Source organism: Halobacillus sp. ABA4_118 (assembly GCF_056160205.1).
This window is the reverse complement of record NZ_JBSWWS010000001.1, coordinates 892,092-909,653: the sequence shown is the minus strand read 5'-3', so window position 1 is coordinate 909,653 and position 17,562 is coordinate 892,092. Positions and strand designations below refer to the sequence as shown.

Annotated in this window: 21 protein-coding genes; 12 read left to right on the top strand and 9 right to left on the bottom strand. The window is 50.6% G+C overall.

What is annotated here, in order from left to right; all coding sequences use genetic code 11:
- The first annotated feature begins 1 nt into the window (after position 1).
- Positions 2 to 454: a hypothetical protein gene (locus ACXAGL_RS04505; protein ID WP_027954815.1), complete on the top strand. Its 453-nt coding sequence runs from the start codon at positions 2 to 4 to the stop codon at positions 452 to 454.
- Between the two features lie 211 nt (positions 455 to 665).
- On the opposite strand, the gene ACXAGL_RS04500 is transcribed toward ACXAGL_RS04505, so the two are convergent.
- Entirely contained in the window at positions 666 to 1,382 is a 717-nt protein-coding gene (locus tag ACXAGL_RS04500; protein WP_474970440.1) for a DsbA family oxidoreductase, read from the bottom strand.
- Between the two features lie 338 nt (positions 1,383 to 1,720).
- On the opposite strand from ACXAGL_RS04500, the gene ACXAGL_RS04495 reads away from it, so the two are divergent.
- From ACXAGL_RS04495 to ACXAGL_RS04475, 5 genes are all read left to right on the top strand, one after another.
- On the top strand, positions 1,721 to 2,038 hold the full coding sequence (locus tag ACXAGL_RS04495) for a DUF3817 domain-containing protein (RefSeq protein ID WP_474969679.1): 318 nt from the start codon (positions 1,721 to 1,723) through the stop codon (positions 2,036 to 2,038).
- A 61-nt stretch (positions 2,039 to 2,099) separates the two neighbouring features.
- Positions 2,100 to 2,933, top strand: coding sequence for a peptidoglycan-binding protein (locus tag ACXAGL_RS04490; RefSeq protein WP_474990120.1), 834 nt, complete (start codon positions 2,100 to 2,102; stop codon positions 2,931 to 2,933).
- A 161-nt stretch (positions 2,934 to 3,094) separates the two neighbouring features.
- Positions 3,095 to 3,280 (top strand): hypothetical protein, encoded by a 186-nt coding sequence (locus ACXAGL_RS04485; protein ID WP_474990118.1) that lies wholly within the window; start codon positions 3,095 to 3,097, stop codon positions 3,278 to 3,280.
- A gap of 12 nt (positions 3,281 to 3,292) precedes the next feature.
- Positions 3,293 to 3,592: a DUF4212 domain-containing protein gene (locus ACXAGL_RS04480; protein WP_474970894.1), complete on the top strand. Its 300-nt coding sequence runs from the start codon at positions 3,293 to 3,295 to the stop codon at positions 3,590 to 3,592.
- Between the two features lie 15 nt (positions 3,593 to 3,607).
- Positions 3,608 to 5,266 carry a sodium:solute symporter family protein gene (locus ACXAGL_RS04475; RefSeq protein WP_027954821.1) on the top strand — a complete coding sequence of 553 codons (1,659 nt, stop codon included), beginning with the start codon at positions 3,608 to 3,610 and terminating at the stop codon, positions 5,264 to 5,266.
- A gap of 111 nt (positions 5,267 to 5,377) precedes the next feature.
- Here the strand turns inward: ACXAGL_RS04475 and ACXAGL_RS04470 are convergent, their stop codons facing one another.
- The gene (locus ACXAGL_RS04470; protein ID WP_474990116.1) at positions 5,378 to 6,010 is read right to left on the bottom strand and encodes a hypothetical protein; all 633 of its coding nucleotides are present in this window, start codon (positions 6,008 to 6,010) and stop codon (positions 5,378 to 5,380) included.
- A 169-nt stretch (positions 6,011 to 6,179) separates the two neighbouring features.
- Between ACXAGL_RS04470 and ACXAGL_RS04465 the strand changes: the two genes are divergently transcribed.
- Positions 6,180 to 7,076: an AEC family transporter gene (locus tag ACXAGL_RS04465; RefSeq protein WP_474990114.1), complete on the top strand. Its 897-nt coding sequence runs from the start codon at positions 6,180 to 6,182 to the stop codon at positions 7,074 to 7,076.
- Between the two features lie 414 nt (positions 7,077 to 7,490).
- On the opposite strand, the gene ACXAGL_RS04460 is transcribed toward ACXAGL_RS04465, so the two are convergent.
- From ACXAGL_RS04460 to ACXAGL_RS04450, 3 genes are read right to left on the bottom strand one after another with little or no spacing between them, the layout of a single operon-like run.
- Complete coding sequence (locus tag ACXAGL_RS04460; protein WP_206933208.1) at positions 7,491 to 7,658, bottom strand: hypothetical protein; 168 nt, start codon at positions 7,656 to 7,658, stop codon at positions 7,491 to 7,493.
- Between the two features lie 55 nt (positions 7,659 to 7,713).
- Positions 7,714 to 7,998 carry a hypothetical protein gene (locus ACXAGL_RS04455; RefSeq protein ID WP_474906408.1) on the bottom strand — a complete coding sequence of 95 codons (285 nt, stop codon included), beginning with the start codon at positions 7,996 to 7,998 and terminating at the stop codon, positions 7,714 to 7,716.
- A gap of 46 nt (positions 7,999 to 8,044) precedes the next feature.
- Positions 8,045 to 8,494 carry a helix-turn-helix transcriptional regulator gene (locus ACXAGL_RS04450; RefSeq protein ID WP_474906410.1) on the bottom strand — a complete coding sequence of 150 codons (450 nt, stop codon included), beginning with the start codon at positions 8,492 to 8,494 and terminating at the stop codon, positions 8,045 to 8,047.
- A gap of 165 nt (positions 8,495 to 8,659) precedes the next feature.
- On the opposite strand from ACXAGL_RS04450, the gene ACXAGL_RS04445 reads away from it, so the two are divergent.
- Positions 8,660 to 9,154, top strand: a complete 495-nt coding sequence (locus ACXAGL_RS04445) for a sigma-70 family RNA polymerase sigma factor (RefSeq protein ID WP_474969672.1) — start codon at positions 8,660 to 8,662, stop codon at positions 9,152 to 9,154.
- A 61-nt stretch (positions 9,155 to 9,215) separates the two neighbouring features.
- Here ACXAGL_RS04445 and ACXAGL_RS04440 read toward each other — a convergent pair whose 3' ends face one another.
- Positions 9,216 to 9,596, bottom strand: a complete 381-nt coding sequence (locus tag ACXAGL_RS04440) for a hypothetical protein (protein WP_027954827.1) — start codon at positions 9,594 to 9,596, stop codon at positions 9,216 to 9,218.
- 152 nt (positions 9,597 to 9,748) lie between these two features.
- Here ACXAGL_RS04440 and ACXAGL_RS04435 point away from each other — a divergent pair, with 152 nt between their 5' ends.
- On the top strand, positions 9,749 to 10,240 hold the full coding sequence (locus tag ACXAGL_RS04435) for a VanZ family protein (RefSeq protein WP_474990112.1): 492 nt from the start codon (positions 9,749 to 9,751) through the stop codon (positions 10,238 to 10,240).
- Positions 10,241 to 10,278: 38 nt separating this feature from the next.
- Here the strand turns inward: ACXAGL_RS04435 and thrB are convergent, their stop codons facing one another.
- Genes thrB through ACXAGL_RS04420 form a run of 3 tightly spaced genes read right to left on the bottom strand, consistent with a single transcriptional unit; the run spans position 10,279 to position 13,549 of the window.
- Entirely contained in the window at positions 10,279 to 11,202 is a 924-nt protein-coding gene (thrB, locus tag ACXAGL_RS04430) for a homoserine kinase (protein WP_474969670.1), read from the bottom strand.
- On the bottom strand, positions 11,199 to 12,254 hold the full coding sequence (gene thrC / locus ACXAGL_RS04425; RefSeq protein WP_474990110.1) for a threonine synthase: 1,056 nt from the start codon (positions 12,252 to 12,254) through the stop codon (positions 11,199 to 11,201). The genes thrB and thrC overlap by 4 nt, the downstream gene beginning before the upstream one ends.
- Before the next feature lie 2 nt (positions 12,255 to 12,256).
- Positions 12,257 to 13,549, bottom strand: a complete 1,293-nt coding sequence (locus ACXAGL_RS04420) for a homoserine dehydrogenase (protein WP_474969668.1) — start codon at positions 13,547 to 13,549, stop codon at positions 12,257 to 12,259.
- Positions 13,550 to 13,886: 337 nt separating this feature from the next.
- Between ACXAGL_RS04420 and ACXAGL_RS04415 the strand changes: the two genes are divergently transcribed.
- The 3 genes from ACXAGL_RS04415 (at position 13,887) to ACXAGL_RS04405 (ending at position 17,459) form a co-directional block, all read left to right on the top strand.
- A complete protein-coding gene (locus ACXAGL_RS04415) occupies positions 13,887 to 14,138 on the top strand; it encodes a hypothetical protein (RefSeq protein ID WP_027954832.1) in 252 nt (83 codons plus the stop codon).
- 389 nt (positions 14,139 to 14,527) lie between these two features.
- Positions 14,528 to 16,234 carry a phospho-sugar mutase gene (locus tag ACXAGL_RS04410; RefSeq protein WP_474969667.1) on the top strand — a complete coding sequence of 569 codons (1,707 nt, stop codon included), beginning with the start codon at positions 14,528 to 14,530 and terminating at the stop codon, positions 16,232 to 16,234.
- Positions 16,235 to 17,003: 769 nt separating this feature from the next.
- Entirely contained in the window at positions 17,004 to 17,459 is a 456-nt protein-coding gene (locus tag ACXAGL_RS04405) for an IDEAL domain-containing protein (RefSeq protein ID WP_474969666.1), read from the top strand.
- Positions 17,460 to 17,562: the final 103 nt, after the last annotated feature.

The window sequence follows — 17,562 nt, the reverse complement described above, 5'->3', positions numbered from 1 at the left end:
GATGCTGAAAAATATACAGGAATGGCTGCTCATGCTTGCGATTTTCGGAGTGACCGCCCTTTTAGGGAACTGGATCGGCTATGACGTCATCGTCTGGGAGGCGGTGCCGGGTATGCTTGTGCTTATCGGCATCTGTCTCGTCGGTTTGATACTGGGAAAAGTGCTCCCGGGAAGCATCCCGAGTGTCGCTTATGTTGCGCTCGTCGGTGTGCTCGTGTCGATGCCGTGGATTCCGGGTTCCTCGTTTATCGTGGAGACGACGAGTGAAGTGAACCTGCTTGCGTTGACGACACCGATTCTTGCTTACGCCGGTATTGCCATCGGCCGCTCATGGGCGGATTTCGTCAAGCTTGGCTGGCGCAGCATCGTTGTTGCGATGTGTGTCATGCTCGGGACGTATATCGGTTCGGCATTGATCGCCGAGGTGATTTTACGCTTCCAGGGGATCATTTAAGGAAAAAGGCTGCAGCTCACTGGAGATGGTGACCGGCTGTTTATCGGTCCAAGTGGAACACCTATCAGTCTTTCCGCGCGGATATCGGTCGAAATGCTGATATATCGGTCAATCGAGCGTTATATCGGTCAAAAAGCGGATATATCAGTCTCCAGCTGGTTTCACACCTGACATAAAAAAAGCTGCAGGATCATGTCCTGCAGCTTTTTCGTTATTCTTTTCCGGAAGGGACTTCACAGCCGTCTTCGGTGCAGGCCGCACCATTGTCTGTGGAAAGGTCTTCAAATGCTGGTTTGTTTTCTTCATCAAAGGCTTTCTGAAGGCCGTTGACGAATACTTCCGTCGGCTGCGCGCCGGACACAGCATACTTACGGTTGATAACGAAGAAAGGAACGCCCTGCACACCGATTTCATGCGCTTCTCGTTCTTCCATGCGTACCGCTTCTGTGTAAGCGTCACTGTTCAGGACGTCTTCCACTTCGCTGCGCTCGAGACCAGCGTCAACAGCGAGGCGTGTAATCGTCTCATAATCACCGATATCCTCAGAATCCGTCAGCACGGCTTTGAAGAAGCGCTCCGCTGTTTCCTTGCCGAGGCCTTTTTCGTTGGCCAGCTGAGCCACACGGTGGGCGGCGAACGTGTTCGTTGGAATCATCGTATCAAAATGGAAATCAAGACCGACACTTTTCGCCTGCTCGGTCATATTGGCTGTCATGCCGCGCGCCTCTTCCAGAGAGCGGCCGTATTTATGAGCCAGATGCTCATGCATGACTGGTTCTGTATTGCGCCCAGCATTCGGATCAAGCTCAAAGCTCTTATATTCGACTTCTACCGTTTCGTTGGGGAACTGCTTCAATGCTTCCTCGAGACGGGCCTTTCCGATGTAGCAGAAAGGACAGACGAAATCGGACCATACTTCTATTTTCACAGGGATCACCTCTACTAATAATTTCTCTTCCCATTGTACGAGTGTTGGAGAACGAATGCCATTATTCTGTTTGTCAGGCATTTGGTTGATATATTCAGAATTTCGTTGATATATCTGAGAAATAATCGATATATCGAGAAAATAATGGATATATCCGCAAAAAAATCGATATACGCAGAAAATCATTGATATCGCCCGTCCGCCCGCCCCATCTGTGAACAAAAAGTGAAAGCCGCCGCGGGTGATTGCATCTCCTTTCCAGAACCATTAAGATAGAACTAGTGAAAGCGCCATCCCAGGGCGGCGCCGCTGATTTTTTGCGATAAAGGAGACAGCGCATGCTTAAAACACCCATTGGTAAATTGCGAGTGATGGGATTCCTTGAGGGAATGTCCTTCCTGGTTCTGTTATTCATTTCAATGCCGCTGAAGTATATGTTTGATTATCCGGAGGCCGTTTCTGTCAACGGCGCCATCCACGGCGGGTTGTTCGTCATCTATATGGCTGCCGTCGCGTATGTGACCTTCACCGTCCGCTGGCCGCTCAAATGGGCCGCAGGGGCGTTTGTGGTTGCGTTTATTCCGTTCGGGAACTTCATCCTGGACCACCAGCTGAAGAAGAACTTCACAAGTCAGCCGGACAGTCTGACCGCTTAATACGCCGATAGACACCGAATCCCTTTCTGCTTCGATTATAAAAGCAGGGAGGGATTTTTTTATGATTACATTGGAAACGTTAAAATCGCGGAGCAGGAACAATATGGGGAACGTCCATCCGGAAGTGCAGAAGAAAGTGGACAAGCTGTTGTCGGAAGCGTACGAGCGGAGACTGTTCGTCCAGATCTCCTCCGGCTACCGGACGTATGAGGAGCAGGCGGCTTTATATGGAAAAGGACGTCCCGGCTACACGTATAAAGGGAAAACGTATGGCAGAAGCGGGACGATCGTGACGTATGCCGAACCGGGAGAGAGCAACCATCACAGCGGCCGCGCCGTCGATTTCTTTTTAGTCACCCCGGATGGACGGACAGCCCTTTGGACGGTTGATCATAACTGGCGCTGGGTGGCGGAACGGGCGAAGGAAATGGGTTTTTCCTGGGGAGGCGACTGGTCAAGCTTCAAGGATTATGCCCATCTTGAGCTGCCGATCGTCCATTACGTCCGGCGCGGCAGTCAGGGGAGCCTCGTCAATGACGTCCAGAAGAAGCTCCGGAACCTCGGCTATTACACGGGGGAGATCGACGGAAGCTTCGGCCCGCTGACAGAGGAGGCCGTCTTCACCTTTCAGAAAAAAGAAGGTCTCCAGGTCGATGGGAGTGCCGGTCCGGAAACACTGCAGCGGCTGGATATCCGGACATACCCGGGTACACCGCTTAGAAAAGGGTCACGCGGGGAGGAAGTGAAGGCTGTTCAGAAAAAGACAGGCGCAGAAGCGGATGGGATTTTCGGAAGCCGGACAGAGGCTGCTGTCCGCGCTTACCAGGACTCCCGCGGTCTTGAGGTCGATGGAATTGTAGGTCCGAAGACATGGAGGTCGCTGTTCGGGAGGTAAAGCACCCATTGCGGGTGCTTTTTTCGTTATGGTTCTTTTTGACTGGTTGACATTATTTGATATTTTTAGAATAATACAGGGTGTAATATTCAGTTTTTTCTAATTATTAAAAATTTTTACAGCGTTATGGTAACGCTTACACAAAAGGAGGTGATATCCAGGTGTTCATTCCGCTGCTTCTTGCATTCATAACCATCGTTTCTGTTGTGGCTGCGGTAAGAAAGAAAAAACCGGTGCTGTTTGCCCTGCCACTGGCCGCTTTATTTGCCGCCGCGCTGATCAAGGTGATCCTGGTGCCGCTGCCGTTCTGGGAGACGGTCGTTTTTATTTTCAACTTAAAAGGATAGGGAGGAGAATACATGAAGAAGATGGATCCAGAGCAGGCGAGGGCGTATTTCCGGCTGAGAACGACACTGATTATGATTTACCTCGGAATCGGTCTGCTGGTGTCCTTTGGCATCGTTTTGTTTGCAGAAAGTCTTTCGTCCTTTACAGTGATGGGGATTCCGCTGCCCTACTACATGGGGTCCCAGGGAGCCATTTTAACGTTTATCGTCCTTCTTTTTTTCAATGCCGTCATCAGCGATTATGTGGATAAAAAATTCGGCCTCGTTCCAAAGGACAGCTCCAAGGAATCGGACCAGGCTGCCAATCAATAAGACAGGGGGAAAAGTATGGATGCTCAGTTTCTCGTTTCATTAGGATTAATTGTTGTGACGTTTGCCCTCTACATCGGCATCGCCATCTACAATAAGGCGAAAGAGACGTCGGACTTCTACGTCGCCGGCCGAGGGGTGCCGCCGGTGTTCAACGGCATGGCGATCGGTGCTGACTGGATGAGTGCCGCTTCCTTTATCGGTCTAGCCGGAACCGTCATGATTTTAGGCTATGATGGGCTTGCGTACATTATGGGATGGACGGGGGGTTATCTGCTGCTTACATTCCTGCTTGCCCCGCAGCTCCGGAAATACGGGCGTTACACAGTACCCGAATTTATCGGTGACCGCTATCGCAGCAACACCGCCCGTCTGATTGCCGCTGTTGCGACGATCATCATCAGCTTTACATACTCTGTCGGACAGCTGTCAGGTTCAGGAGTCGTCATCGGCCGGCTGCTTGAAGTGGATACGATGATCGGGACCCTCATCGGTGTCGTCCTGATCGCTTTTTATTCGGCGATGGGAGGCATGAAGGGGATTACGTGGACACAGGTGGCGCAGTACCTCGTCTTAATTGTTGCTTATTTAATACCTGTGATCTTCATGTCGATGCAGCTCACACAGAACCCTGTTCCATGGCTCTCCTACGGGGAAGTCATATCGGAAATGCGCTCCATCGATCAGGAGCTCGGGATATCGGAATACATCGTTCCGTTCACAGAAGCCTCCAAATGGCAGTTCATGGCACTCATGTTTACGCTCATGGCCGGAACCGCCGGTCTGCCACATGTGATTGTCCGCTTTTATACCGTAAAAACGATGAAAGCCGCCCGTTGGAGCGGAGCGTGGGCTCTATTGTTCATCGGCCTGCTGTATTTATCTGCTCCCGCCTATGCCGCTTTCTCCCGGTTCATTTTAATGACGGAAGTTGCCGGTTCCTCGCTCGGGAACCTCCCGGCGTGGACGCAGCCGTGGGTCGATACAGGCAAGCTGTCCCTTGCGGATGGCAATAGTGACGGCGTGCTCCAATGGACCGAGCTTGCCATCAGTAATGATATCGTCGTCATGGCCACACCGGAAATCGCCAACCTCGGGATTTTCGTCATCGGTTTGATGGCGGCCGGTGCGATGGCAGCGGCCTTATCGACGGCCGGCGGTCTGATGATTGCCATATCGGCTGCCCTCTCACATGATATTTACTACCGGTCCATCAACCCGAACGCCAGTGAGAAGAAACGGCTGTCTGTCGGACGCTGGTCCATTGTCCTCGCAACGGTGGTGGCTGGTCTGATCGCCTTGAATCCGCCGGGGGCGATTACTCAGATTGTCGCCTGGGCCTTTGCGCTCGCTTCCGGCTCCTTCTTTCCGGCTCTGCTCCTTGGGGTATGGTGGCGCCGTGCCAACGGTCCAGGTGTCATCGCCGGTATGATCACAGGCCTCTCGGTTACGCTTGGTTATATTTTCGCAGCCAAGTACGGAGGGTTTACGATCCTTGGAATCATCGATACAGGGGCAGGCGTCTTCGGAGCCGCTGCCGCCATTATCGCCAACATCACCGTTTCACTGCTGACAGCTCCGCCGAGCAAACAGACGCAGGATGAAGTCACGGACCTCCGTTATCCGGAGCAGATCCAATACAAGAACGGCGAATATTATAAAAAGGATGCCCAGTAAAGGAACCTGATGGAAAAACGGAGGACAGACAAGAAAGAAACGCCTGCGGTATGGAGCGTCTCCACTGCCGCAGGCGTTTCTTTTCCCCATAGGAGAGGAAACATGTTCCGTTTATGAAAATTCCCGGGTCCATCCGCCTTTGATTTTCGTGTCCCCTTCAAAGTACTGGACCGTAATCCGGCCGTCAGAAAATGAAAATTCGTCTTGAAGAAAATCGGCAAAGGCTTCGAAAATCTCTTCATCCTCATCCTCCGGTTCCCGGTTCAGATCGAGATAAATCGATGGAGCGGCCTCCACCTCACCGACACTGGGTGTATCTTCCGGCGTGTAGCGGTGCTGACTGCTCGTTGATTTTTCAAACTGGATATCGAGGTTTTCGACTCCTCCCAGTTGTTCGTCCAGATACGTCATGGACGTCTGTTTGACTTCGTCCTCCCATTTGGAGGACACATACGTATCGACCAGCTGGTTATCTTCATTCCGATAGACGAGAAATTCAATCCCGTCCTCCACATGCCTGACCTCGGCGGCGGCCTTGAACGGCTGATTGCCCATTGAATCATACATCACACCATATACTTCGGTTTCACCAGTAAATCGGTCCTCTGTATAGGCTTCGGCGTCTTCTTTTACCGCATCCTCATTATTGCCGCTGATGGCGATGAAAACCACCAGTACAGCGAGCAGGCCGACGGCAGCAAAAATCCCGGCACCGATGAGAAAGCGTCGCAGCGTTTTATTCATACGTCTAGCTCCTGTCCTTCATATTCTTTTGTTATTATTTCAAAAAACCCCGTTGAGGGCAATGATGAGCTCCCGCTGACAGCCGTTTTAGAGCAGAAGCAGGACAACCTTCCCACATTTCTGATAGACTATTGAAGTTAACAGAAATGCTCGATAAAGGAGGGAGAGTATGGGGATATTCTTCCAAGTCGTTCTTCCGGTCATCCTCGTCTTCGTGGCCGGATATATCCTGCAGAAAAGTCTGCATCTGGAGATTAAATCACTGTCTACGGTTACGTTGTACTTGATGCTGCCCTGCCTTGTGTTCAAAACCTTCTATGAAGCGGATTTCAACCGGGATTACTATATGATGATCCTCTTTTCATTGACGCTTTTGACTAGTATTCTCATCCTGAATAAAATCGGTGCCCGCCTGTTCCGTTACGGGACACCGACGGAAAGCGGCCTGATCTTGTCCACCGCTTTCATGAATGCCGGCAATTACGGAACTCCGATCGTGCTGTTCGCCTTCGGGGAGCAGGGGTTCGTCTATGCGGTGACATTCATGGTGCTTCAGCAGATCGTCATGAACTTTTTCGGTGTCTATTATGCCGCCAAAGGCACCGCCGGGTTCAGCATGGCTGTCCGCACGATTTTGAAAATGCCGCCGACCCACGCCGTCTGGATGGCCTTGTTGTATAAAGCGGCCGACGTGAACATCCCGGATAATCTGTATTCCAGTATTGAACTTGTCGGCGATGCGACCGTGCCAAGCATCATGATTCTGCTCGGAATGCAGCTGGCGAACATTACCATCAAAAATCTCGACTGGAGCAAGGTTTCCTTTGCGGCATCCATCCGACTGGTCGCTTCTCCTCTGATCGCCTGGGGGCTGACGACTGTTCTTCCAATGAACGACCTGATGGCTTCGGTCCTTATTGTAGCAGCGGCGATGCCGTCCGCCGCAACGACGACGATGTACGCTGTCCAGTTCGACGCCAAGCCAGACCTCGTTTCCAGCATCACGCTGGTGACAACCATCCTGAGTGTGGTTACGCTTCCGCTTCTCCTCACTCTATTGACGTAGAAAAAGTCCGCCGTTCCCCGGCGGGCTTTATTTAGATATTCATTGTTTCTGCGATGAAAAGGGGGGGCACGGCCTCAGCTAACTTGGACAGGAAGACCACCTGCCCAAGTGGATCTTCGGCTCGTGCTGTTCCCGCAGGCGTCACCACCGAACGCTCTTCGTGACGCCAACAGACTATTCCTGCCTTCATTTGCTTTGAAAGAAGGACTTCCCCTGTTGAGTAGCTGGCTTTTAGGAGAAAGGAGCGTTCCTCCGGGAGTGGTCATTCAGTAATTTATGACCTATTTCTCAAGTGAATCTTCGGTATTCCCAGGATGAAAAAGCAGAAGTTCCACTTTCAAAGGAAGAACAAAAAAGGGCTGTCGGGAAAAGTTATCGACAGCCTGAGGCTCCGCCAGTTCCGGCGGAGCTTTTTTATTCACTTTTTGAAGCATTACGTTTTTCACGCCAGAACAAATAAAGATTCCCAAAGAAAAAAGCGACACTCAAAACGCCGCCGACTGCTGACATTTCCACCGTGTCGGTGAACCATCCAAGCAGCACATAAATGAGAAAAAATCCGGCAAATGCAAGATAAAGCATAATCTCTTCCTTTCCAAGTCAAACGTCCAACGTTAGTATAACATTCCTGGAAAGGTTATGCGGGGGGATACATATGGAAGCGGTAGACGGTGAATTGTTCCCCCATCTCGATGCTGTAGGATTCGATCGGGATGGCTTCGTAAAAAGTGCCGTCGATCTGCTCAATCGATATAGAAAGAACGTATTCCTTATTTTCCATAATCGGTATAGGGAAGGGGTTCACGATTTCAATCATCCATTCATACGCGAGCCGTTCCACAAAGGCGTGGGTGTAGGTCGTCGGTGCCTCGTCGAGCCAGATGCTGGCAAGGGGAGTCAGGGAGCGGGATGTCTCTTCCAAGGCAATTCCTCCGTTTAGTTGATATGATAGTCGTTTTCCCTGTATTTTACATGTATAAACGCGCAAGCTTCGTTCTTAAGATCCTGCGCCGCCGGTAAAAGGTCGAGGAGCTGATGTTCATCCGGGCCGCAATCTCCACATTTTTATAACCGTTAAGAAGGTCGGAGAGGAGGCGCTTTTCAAAAGGAGATAGAGTGGAGGTCGGAGCAGGATCCGCCGCTGGGAGGGGTTTTTCAAAGGAGGCGAACGTATACAGCCGGCTCTGGGCCGCTGTTCTTTTTAGGTCGTTGGAGACGAGGGTTTGGTAGTGATGTCGGAGTTTGGTGTGGAAATAGGTGGAGAACTGACTTTTCGCAGGATCATAGCGTGCCTTGGCCGCGTGATAGACGAGGTAGCTTTCCTGGAAATAATCGTCGTACGGGGGTGGGAGGTGCAGGGTGTGCATCACCTTGTAAATGAGTTTTTCCAATTCGTGAAATTCCTGAATCTTTGACATGAGTCACTCCTTTCTACTTTTCTATTGTCCTACATTTGCCGCCGGCTTCCCAGCAGAAATTCCATTTTTCCTGATGGAAATTATATTTTTTGAAAAAAGATGACACGAAAACTTCCATTTTCTTCGATTATAGAGTGAAGGCAGAAAATGAGAAGGAGTGAAGTCATGGATACGGAACAAGATTTTGAACAGCTGCTGGCCGAATGGGAAAGGAGCATCCATTACCACATCCGTAAGCTGCACATCATCGATGCGAACGGTGACTTTTATGCCGAAGGATTGTTTGCCTTATGGCAGGCCCACCGCACGTACAATCCCGAGGCTGGAGAATTTTCCACCTATGCCCACTGGAAGATCCGCAACGCGCTCATTGACCAGATCCGCCGCGAAAACAACCGTCAGGACAGGGAAAACCGGTTTGTAGAAGAACTCATCCACAGCGAAGATTACATATGGGAGGACGAACCGGTTGATACATACTTCTGGGACCAGGTGAAGAACCTGCTGACACCCAACCAGTGGAAATGGGTATCCCACCGTGTGAAGCAGGGCCGTTCTGTTGCGGAAACGGCCCGGATCGAAGGCGTGACCCAGGATGCTGTGAAAAACTGGGGACGTCATGCCCGAAATAAACTGAAGTCCTGCAGACACCTTCTTTAATCCCCACTCTTCCATCCCCATAAAAAAGTCCGGCGCCTTCCAGAAAAGCGCCGGATGTTCCTCATCGATCGATGGTTATGTTAATTTTCGTCAGTCCCATAGCCCGGGCAGCCTTGATCATCTTGGCTGCTTCCTGTTCGGCATTCTGGATATGGATTTCGTTCCTGGATATACTCAAGGTTGTCCCGCCAGACAACACGGTTGGTTCTTCCGGAGTCTCCTGGGCCAAGGCCAGCAGGGACTGGGGCTGCTGCTGTTCCGCCTGGATTTCTTCCTGACGCATACGATTGACGCGTCCACGGATTTTACGACCATGATAAACGACACTAGCATAAGGGCATCCCGTTTCGGCCGCGATTTCGCGATAGTTTTTATCAGTCTCACCGATCAGACGCTTCACTTCGCCAAGATCGTAATCGTACTGCTTACTTTTCTTTGCCACTCTCGAATCCCCCTTTTTTTCTTTCCATAAGCAATTGTATACAAGATTACAATATTTTAATAGTAGGTCCTATGAATTTATGAATTTTTTTTTAATTCCTGATATTTATAGTAGACTATTCATATGTCTTTCAGCTATTTTATTTAGAAAGTGTGAATGATTTGTATAAAAGGTTAATCTTTACTATCCTCCCATTTGCAGTGATGGGCCTGATTTTTTACTTTTCCTCCCAGCCCTATGGAGAACAGGATATGCGTCCATCGTTATCGATGTATCTTCCGCTCGATCTGCTCCAGCCGCTGCTGGCGCCGGTTTCGTTTACCTACCACGGGGAAGAGGTCAGTCTGGCCAGCCACGGCATCGACGGCATGGTGGAATTTTTCATTCGGAAAGGGGCTCATATCAGCATCTTTTTCGTATTGATGATTACCGCGTATGGAGCTTTCCTTGTGAACACACCCTGGAAAAAAAGGACAGCAGCCGTCAGCGCTCTGGTTGTAACGGTGCTGTATGCATGTCTGGATGAATACCATCAATCCCTGACGCCGGACCGTACCCCGTACATCGGGGATATCGGACTCGACAGTTTTGGGGCCCTGATCGGCCTGATCCTTATTATGGCAGGAAACAGAAGAAGAAAATAAAAGAACCAGCGGGAATGAGCCCGCTGGTTCTTCGTTATTCAGGATTCGGCAGCTGGTACTTCGTTTTTCTGGATGGTTGTGACTCCATCCAGTTCAACAGCAAGCGCTTCGACCGTGTAGGAGGAAAGCTTATTTTGAAGACGTCGTTCCTTCTCCTTCGTCCATTCATCAAAAACAGCCACCATCGTCGGTCCGGCACCGCTGATGTAATAGCCGAGCGACTGCTCACCTTCAAGGACCTCCGTAACAGCATCGAAACCAGGAATCAGCATTTTCCGGTACGGCTGATGCCACTGGTCGTTCTTCATCATTTTTCCAGCGAGCGCCCAGTCTTTAGAGGCAAGAGCAGCCACAAGGACATTGGCTCTCGAACTGCTTCGGACGCCCTCCTTATAATCGATCTCCAATGGAAGAATGCTCCGCGCCTTTTCGGTTTCCAAATGATAATCAGGAACGACCGAAAGCCACGTCAAGGAATCCAGGTCCTCTGTAAAATGGACATAGTCAAGGTGCTCGCCGTCATAGTTCGAGACCATGATTCCTCCATAGACGGCAGGTCCGACGTTGTCGGGGTGTCCTTCGATATCACAGGCGATCTTGAACTTCTCGTACCGTGTCAGCTCTAGATCCAGCAGCTGATCGGCAAGTTCAATGCCACCGACAACCGCCGTCGAGGAGCTCCCCAGCCCGCGGGCGACCGGCACATCGTTCGTCAACGTCACATGGGTGGGAGGGAGAGAATCAAAGCCGCGCGTCTGAGCGGCGGCCAGTGCTGTTTGATAAATCAAGTTGCGCTTATCCGAAGGGATATGCGCCTGATCTTCTGCCGGAACAGAAAAATGCCACTCCTCCGCCGGCTCACAATCCAAGGTCACGTATTTGGAAAGCGCAATGCCGACCGAATCAAATCCAGGTCCTAAATTGGCGGATGTTGCAGGCACCCGGATCTGGAACCGGCTCATGACTGTACTCCTGTGACGGCGGAAGCGAACACTTCATAGTCGTTTTCAATCCGTGCCGGTTTGACAGGGCTCGTTTCAATCGCTGTCGTTGGATCTTTCAATCCGTTACCAGTCAGAACGTGGACGACTTTGGAGCCTTGAGGAATCGTACCTTCCTTCACTTTTTTTATCATGCCGGCAAGCGAGGCGCAGGAAGCAGGCTCGGCAAAGATGCCCTCCTTCTGGGCCAGCAGTTGATAAGCTTCGACGATTTCTTCATCGGTCACTTCATCAATCAACCCTTCCGACTCGTCGCGGGCCTGGATGGCTTTATCCCAGCTCGCGGGGTTTCCAATACGGATGGCTGTCGCCAGTGTTTCCGGATCTTCAATGACTTGATTACGGACAATCGCTGCAGAACCGCTGGCTTCAAAGCCCATCATTTTCGGCAGGCCGGACTGGAAGCGGTCATGGTATTCCTTGAACCCTTTCCAGTAGGCTGTGATGTTCCCGGCATTTCCGACAGGGATGCTGAGGATGTCTGGTGCGGAACCGAGCGCGTCCACTACTTCAAAAGCGGCCGTTTTCTGGCCTTCAATCCGGTAAGGGTTCACCGAGTTCACCAATGTCACCGGTTCTGTTTCTGAAATTTTACGGACCATCTTCAACGCATCATCGAAGTTCCCTTTGATCGCAAAAATTTCAGCGCCGTACATGACGGCCTGGGCAAGCTTGCCTTCTGCGATTTTACCGTCCGGAATGACGACGATACAGCGGATGCCTGCACGTGCGGCAAAGGCGGCTGCTGCGGCGGATGTATTCCCTGTGGAAGCACAGATGACCGCTTCGGACCCTTCTTCAATCGCTTTGGCCATGGCCATCACCATGCCGCGGTCCTTAAAGGAACCGGTCGGATTGGCTCCTTCGAATTTCACATAGCCTTCGATTCCGAGGTCCTGGGATATCGCCGGAATCGGAAGCAGCGGGGTGTTCCCTTCGTGTAGCGTCAGTTTTGGTGTACGTTCATTGATGGGAAGAAACTCCGCATATTCATGGATTAATCCTTGCCACATGGTCATTCTCCTCCTTCGACACGGAAGACGCTGTCGATTTTTCTGACGGAATCCAAGGTTTTCAGCTCTTGAAGTGCTTTTTCGAAGTCTTCTTCACTGACTTTATGCGTCACCATCATCAATTCACGCTCGCCTTCCTGATCGGTGGCTTTCTGGGTGAATTGATCGAAGGAAATCGAATACTCGGCAAAAATATTCGTCAATTCCTTCAGCATACCGGATTGATCATCCACATGAAGACGGATGTACTTTTTCGTCAGTTTCTCGCTCTGGGCGCGCACCTGTTTCGGGAACTGTGGCTGGACGTAAGCGGTTCCCGTCGTGCCGAGTCGTATATTCTTCAAGACGGCAATCAAATCAGAAACAACGGCTGTGGCTGTCGGAAGTTTTCCGGCTCCAGGTCCGTAGAACATCGTTTCGCCGACTGCATCACCGTACACATACACCGCATTGAATTCATCGTTGACAGAAGATAATGGATGTTCAACCGGCAGCAGCGTCGGTTCGACACTGACGGATACACCGTTGGCATCGTTCTCTGCAATCCCGATCAGTTTGATGCGGTACCCGAGTTCTTCGGCATACGTAATGTCGTCAGAGGAAATGCCGCGGATGCCTTTCACATCAACATCCTCCAGACTGTACGGCATGGAGAAGCCGAGAATGGACAAAATCGTCATTTTACGAGCCGCATCAAGGCCATCCACATCAGCGGTCGGATCGGCTTCGGCAAAACCGAGGTCCTGCGCTTCTTTCAGCACGCTGTCGAAATCGACGCCGTCCTGGGCCATCTTCGTCATGATGTAGTTGGTCGTTCCGTTCACGATTCCCATCATTTTCGTAATGCGGTCGGAAGAAAGGCCGTCCATGATCGAGCGGATGATCGGGATACCACCAGCTACACTGGCTTCATAATAAAGGTCGCAGTTGTGCTTCTGGCAGGCTTCGAAAAGCTGCTCCCCGTGCTGGGCGACAAGATCCTTGTTCGCCGTTACGATATGTTTGCCGTGCTCAATGGCTTCCAGCATGATCGTCAAGGTGTGATCGATCCCACCCATCACTTCCACGATGACATCAATGTCCGGATCTCTCGTAATGTCCTCGTAGCGGTCCGTCAGTTCCGTTTCAGCCGGAACCTCACGTTCTTTCGCCATGTCACTGACAAGCACCGATTTAATCGTGACATCGCACCCCGTTTTATGTTCAATGCGTTCTTTATGATCGCGCAGAATTTCAATGACACCTGATCCGACTGTTCCCAGACCGAGCAGTCCTACCGTAATGGATTTGTTCATTCTTCACACTCCTTCTCTCTGTCTCCTATATATACACAGAATTCTTTGTATAAAGGACATTGTAACGGAAAGGAAATTGAAGTACAAGAGTGAATTATCCGACGATTACAAAGGGCGGACTCCAAGGTTTACAGGAAATTAACAATCGTGTGAAAAAGCCCTTTTAATTGCCTTGGAAACCCGCTTTTTCCAAAAGGCTTATTAATATAGTAGAAAAACAGGTTTTTCAGAAAGAAAAGAGAAAAAACACAAACCTGGAATGCATAATGGGGGAGTTGACGTTTTCCAGAAGGTGGATTATAACTAAGTGTGAAAAAAGAACCGGGAGGTGAGAACTATGTATCGTGGAGGTCTGTTTTTCTCTGGACTTATGATTAAGTATGAAAAGTACTACAAGATTCTGCTGCTCGATCTTGGATTAAGCGGCAAAGAACATGAATTCGTTCAAGATGCGCAGGAAGTGGTTCAGGATATTCAGAGGAAACTTGAGACGGCAGCAAGCGATCAGGAGAAGTGCGCCCTGTTCTACTCGGCGCTGAGGAAACGGCTGGTCGACATCTATGGCGGAAATGGAAGCACCCCCGTTTAACACTGCATCCATTGAAAGGAATGCCCCCCTCATTTGAAAGGCCTCACGCATACAATCACCTCATCAATAGAAGAATCAGGCAGGGAAAATGGGAAAGTCACATAGAAAAAAAGACAGGGATTCGGAAGCGGAGAAATTCCATAAAAAACCTTGTCCGCTTCCCGTTCTGTCTGCAGGACTTATGATACAATACAGATAGAATCACTGGGAAATCAAGGAATTGATTCAATTTCTTTATCCGGATACATACACAAATTTTTGTCGTCTTGACAGGAACTTTCCCCGTTCATGACGAATGAAACGTTTAAGGCTTGACCAGTGAGCCGGAACTCTACATAACAGCGCGGAGCGGCCCGGCCGATCCGCCAAAAGACAAAGGAGTGTTGGACATGTGGAAAGACGAATACAAACGCTGGAAAGACTTTTCTGATCTTGATGAGAATCTGTCCGTCGAATTGGAAAAGATCGTAGAAGACGAGGCATCTTTAGAGGATGCTTTCTACAAGAACCTTGAGTTCGGTACAGGCGGTATGCGCGGGAAAATCGGTCCCGGTACAAACCGGATGAATATTTACACCGTTCGGAAAGCCGCTGAAGGTCTGGCTTCCTATGTCAATGACCAGGGGATGTCCAAGCGCGGCGTTGCCATTGCGTACGATTCCCGGTATATGTCGAAGGAATTCGCAGTTGAAACAGCGAAGGTTCTTGGACGCCACGGCATTCCTTCCTATGTATTTACATCCTTGCGGCCGACACCGGAGCTGTCTTTTGCGGTCCGTCACTTGAAGGCAGCGGCAGGTGTTGTCGTCACCGCCAGCCACAATCCTCCGGAATACAATGGCTTCAAAGCTTACAATGAAGACGGCGGACAGCTGCCTCCAGCCCAGGCGGAAGTGATGATCGACTTCGTCAACAAGGTCGAAAATGAGCTGAACGTAGAAGCAGCGGACCAAAAGCAGCTGGAACAGGACGGTCTGCTCCGCTGGGTGGACGAGGACGTCGATGCCGCTTATATGGAAGCTTTGAAAACCGTAAGTGTCCGCGGCGACCTGCCGAAAGATCTTTCGGTCGTGTTCACACCGCTGCACGGAACTGCCCGCCACCTCGTGGAGCAGGGCTTGAAGCAGAACGGCTTCAACTCTGTGCACATCGTCGAAGAGCAGGCCACGCCGGATCCGGAATTTTCAACGGTGGCTTCACCGAACCCGGAAGAACACCAGGCCTTTGAAATGGCGATCGATCAGGGGAAAGCAGTGGGCGCAGACATCCTGATGGCTACAGATCCGGACGCAGACCGTCTCGGCGTTGCCGTGCCGGATGAGAACGGGGAGTACAAAGTGCTGACTGGTAACCAGACAGGGGCCCTGCTTCTGGATTACATTCTCGGCCAGAGCGCTTCCATTCCGGAAAACGGCCTGCTTGTGAAAACGATCGTAACGTCTGAATTCGGCCGTGTGATCGCTGATTCCTACGGGATTTCCTCTTTGGATACATTGACAGGCTTCAAATTTATCGGAGAGAAAATCCGCGAGTACGAACAGTCCGGCGAGTACAAGTTCCTCTTCGGCTACGAGGAAAGCTACGGCTATTTAGTGAAGGATTTCGCCCGTGATAAAGACGCCGTCCAGGCTGCTGTACTTGCCGCAGAGGCGGCGGCTTACTGGAAGAGCCAGGGGAAAACACTGGTGGAAGCCCTGGATACGCTGTATCAGAAGCACGGCTATTTCCTTGAAGACTTGAAGTCGGTCACATTGGAAGGGAAATCAGGAGCGGATACGATCGAGAAAATCATGAACGATTTCCGTGAGGCGGACATTCAGGAAGCCGGCGGAAAGAAAGTCATGGCGGTGGAGGATTACTCCACAACGGTCCGCCAGCTGGTACAGGAAGGAACCACAGAGGAAATCGATCTTCCGACTTCCAATGTCGTGAAGTTCATTCTTGAGGATGACTGCTGGTTCTGCCTGCGTCCATCCGGAACAGAGCCTAAGATCAAATTCTATTACGGAGTGAAGTCCACTACACGCCGTGAAAGTGAAGAACTGCTTGCGTCCGTCAAAGCTGCAGTCGACGAGCGTCTCCACGCCATCATCTAGTCAAATGAAATCCGGTCTCCTTCTCAGGGGACCGGATTTTTAATTTCCTTTTTTCTCTCATAGAGGGGGGGGGGGGGGGGGGGGGGGGGGGGGGGGGGGGGGGGCCCTCCCCCCCCCCCCCCCCCCCCCCTTTTTTTGTATGTGGGTGGTCACGTTCCGCTTATCGGTGGATGCTTGCCGCGGGCACGGCCTCAGCTAACTTGGACAGGAAGACCACCTGTCCAAGTGGATCTTCCACTCGCGCTGTTCCCGCAGGCGTCACCACCGAACGCTCCACGAGACCTTACCCAGTAAGGATCGGAAAATCGTTCCCTTTATACTGCAAAATCATCTGAGGAAGAATTTTTTCCTCAACATCTTGTTTCATAGGATACTTTCCGAAATGGTTACATCATTGTTCGTGCACATCCAGACCTCCTTGCCGGGAGCCAACCATGAAGGTGGATGAGTGAAAGAGAGTCCTTTTCAATTCCGAAAGGAGCGCAGACCATTCAACTCCTGCGGAAAAACGGACGGCCGAGGCCCCGCAGGGCGGTCTCCCCGATGAGACTTGGTCGTTCGTCCGCGGAAAGGGAATGGTTTGCGCTCCTGGAGGGCCTGGAGGATATCGGTTATGCCTGCATTCTGAAAATCCGGTCTCCTTGGGGGCCGGATTTGTTCCGCCTAACTTTGCGGATCCATCTAGAAAGGGCTTTCAATTGATTGACAAATGAGCGATAATAGAATAAAATACTGAAAATTCAGATATAACATAAAAAGGGGTGGGCCCATGTTGAACATAAAGATGTTGAAGCCATATTATGTTAAAGAAGATAAACGTTTTATTCGCATCGTCTTAGCCTACCAGTACTTTTCATTGTTTATTGATGACGAACTTTATCAGTTTATTCCAATGGAAGCAAGAGAAATAATCATCGACCGCAATCGTCAGAAGGTGCACAATGTCTTCGATATTTTCGTGTTTCAGCGCGGTAAAAATATGGTGTATGTATCCGTAGCGGATTTGCTGCAGCTGCCGGAATTTCTGACACACCTTCATTCGATTGTGTCGCCGTATTATGAAGAGGGGATTGACATCAGCCAGCAATCATCTAAAGAAGTGAGAGCCATCATCCGTGAATTGGAAAAAGAAAACCTCCGGCGCCTGATCGATCAGGCCATTGATGAGGACGATCAGGAAGCTTTCCAAGTGCTGACCGAGAAATGGAAAGCGATGCATTCATAGGTGCCGGGCTGATTATTTTGGCCCGGTTCTTTTTGTCTGATATACTATTCTACATAAAACCACAACGATTTTCCTAAAAATACTGAAACATAAGTGATAAATG

Excerpts from the sequence above, each read along its gene's own strand:
- ACXAGL_RS04505 (WP_027954815.1), top strand. The coding sequence starts at position 2 with ATGCTGAAAAATATACAGGAATGGCTGCTCATGCTTGCGATTTTCGGA.
- ACXAGL_RS04495 (WP_474969679.1), top strand. The coding sequence starts at position 1,721 with ATGCTTAAAACACCCATTGGTAAATTGCGAGTGATGGGATTCCTTGAG.
- ACXAGL_RS04490 (WP_474990120.1), top strand. The coding sequence starts at position 2,100 with ATGATTACATTGGAAACGTTAAAATCGCGGAGCAGGAACAATATGGGG.
- ACXAGL_RS04480 (WP_474970894.1), top strand. The coding sequence starts at position 3,293 with ATGAAGAAGATGGATCCAGAGCAGGCGAGGGCGTATTTCCGGCTGAGA.
- ACXAGL_RS04475 (WP_027954821.1), top strand. The coding sequence starts at position 3,608 with ATGGATGCTCAGTTTCTCGTTTCATTAGGATTAATTGTTGTGACGTTT.
- ACXAGL_RS04470 (WP_474990116.1), bottom strand. The coding sequence starts at position 6,010 with ATGAATAAAACGCTGCGACGCTTTCTCATCGGTGCCGGGATTTTTGCT.
- ACXAGL_RS04465 (WP_474990114.1), top strand. The coding sequence starts at position 6,180 with ATGGGGATATTCTTCCAAGTCGTTCTTCCGGTCATCCTCGTCTTCGTG.
- ACXAGL_RS04460 (WP_206933208.1), bottom strand. The coding sequence starts at position 7,658 with ATGCTTTATCTTGCATTTGCCGGATTTTTTCTCATTTATGTGCTGCTT.
- ACXAGL_RS04450 (WP_474906410.1), bottom strand. The coding sequence starts at position 8,494 with ATGTCAAAGATTCAGGAATTTCACGAATTGGAAAAACTCATTTACAAG.
- ACXAGL_RS04445 (WP_474969672.1), top strand. The coding sequence starts at position 8,660 with ATGGATACGGAACAAGATTTTGAACAGCTGCTGGCCGAATGGGAAAGG.
- thrB (WP_474969670.1), bottom strand. The coding sequence starts at position 11,202 with ATGAGCCGGTTCCAGATCCGGGTGCCTGCAACATCCGCCAATTTAGGA.
- thrC (WP_474990110.1), bottom strand. The coding sequence starts at position 12,254 with ATGTGGCAAGGATTAATCCATGAATATGCGGAGTTTCTTCCCATCAAT.
- ACXAGL_RS04420 (WP_474969668.1), bottom strand. The coding sequence starts at position 13,549 with ATGAACAAATCCATTACGGTAGGACTGCTCGGTCTGGGAACAGTCGGA.
- ACXAGL_RS04415 (WP_027954832.1), top strand. The coding sequence starts at position 13,887 with ATGTATCGTGGAGGTCTGTTTTTCTCTGGACTTATGATTAAGTATGAA.
- ACXAGL_RS04410 (WP_474969667.1), top strand. The coding sequence starts at position 14,528 with ATGTGGAAAGACGAATACAAACGCTGGAAAGACTTTTCTGATCTTGAT.
- ACXAGL_RS04405 (WP_474969666.1), top strand. The coding sequence starts at position 17,004 with ATGTTGAACATAAAGATGTTGAAGCCATATTATGTTAAAGAAGATAAA.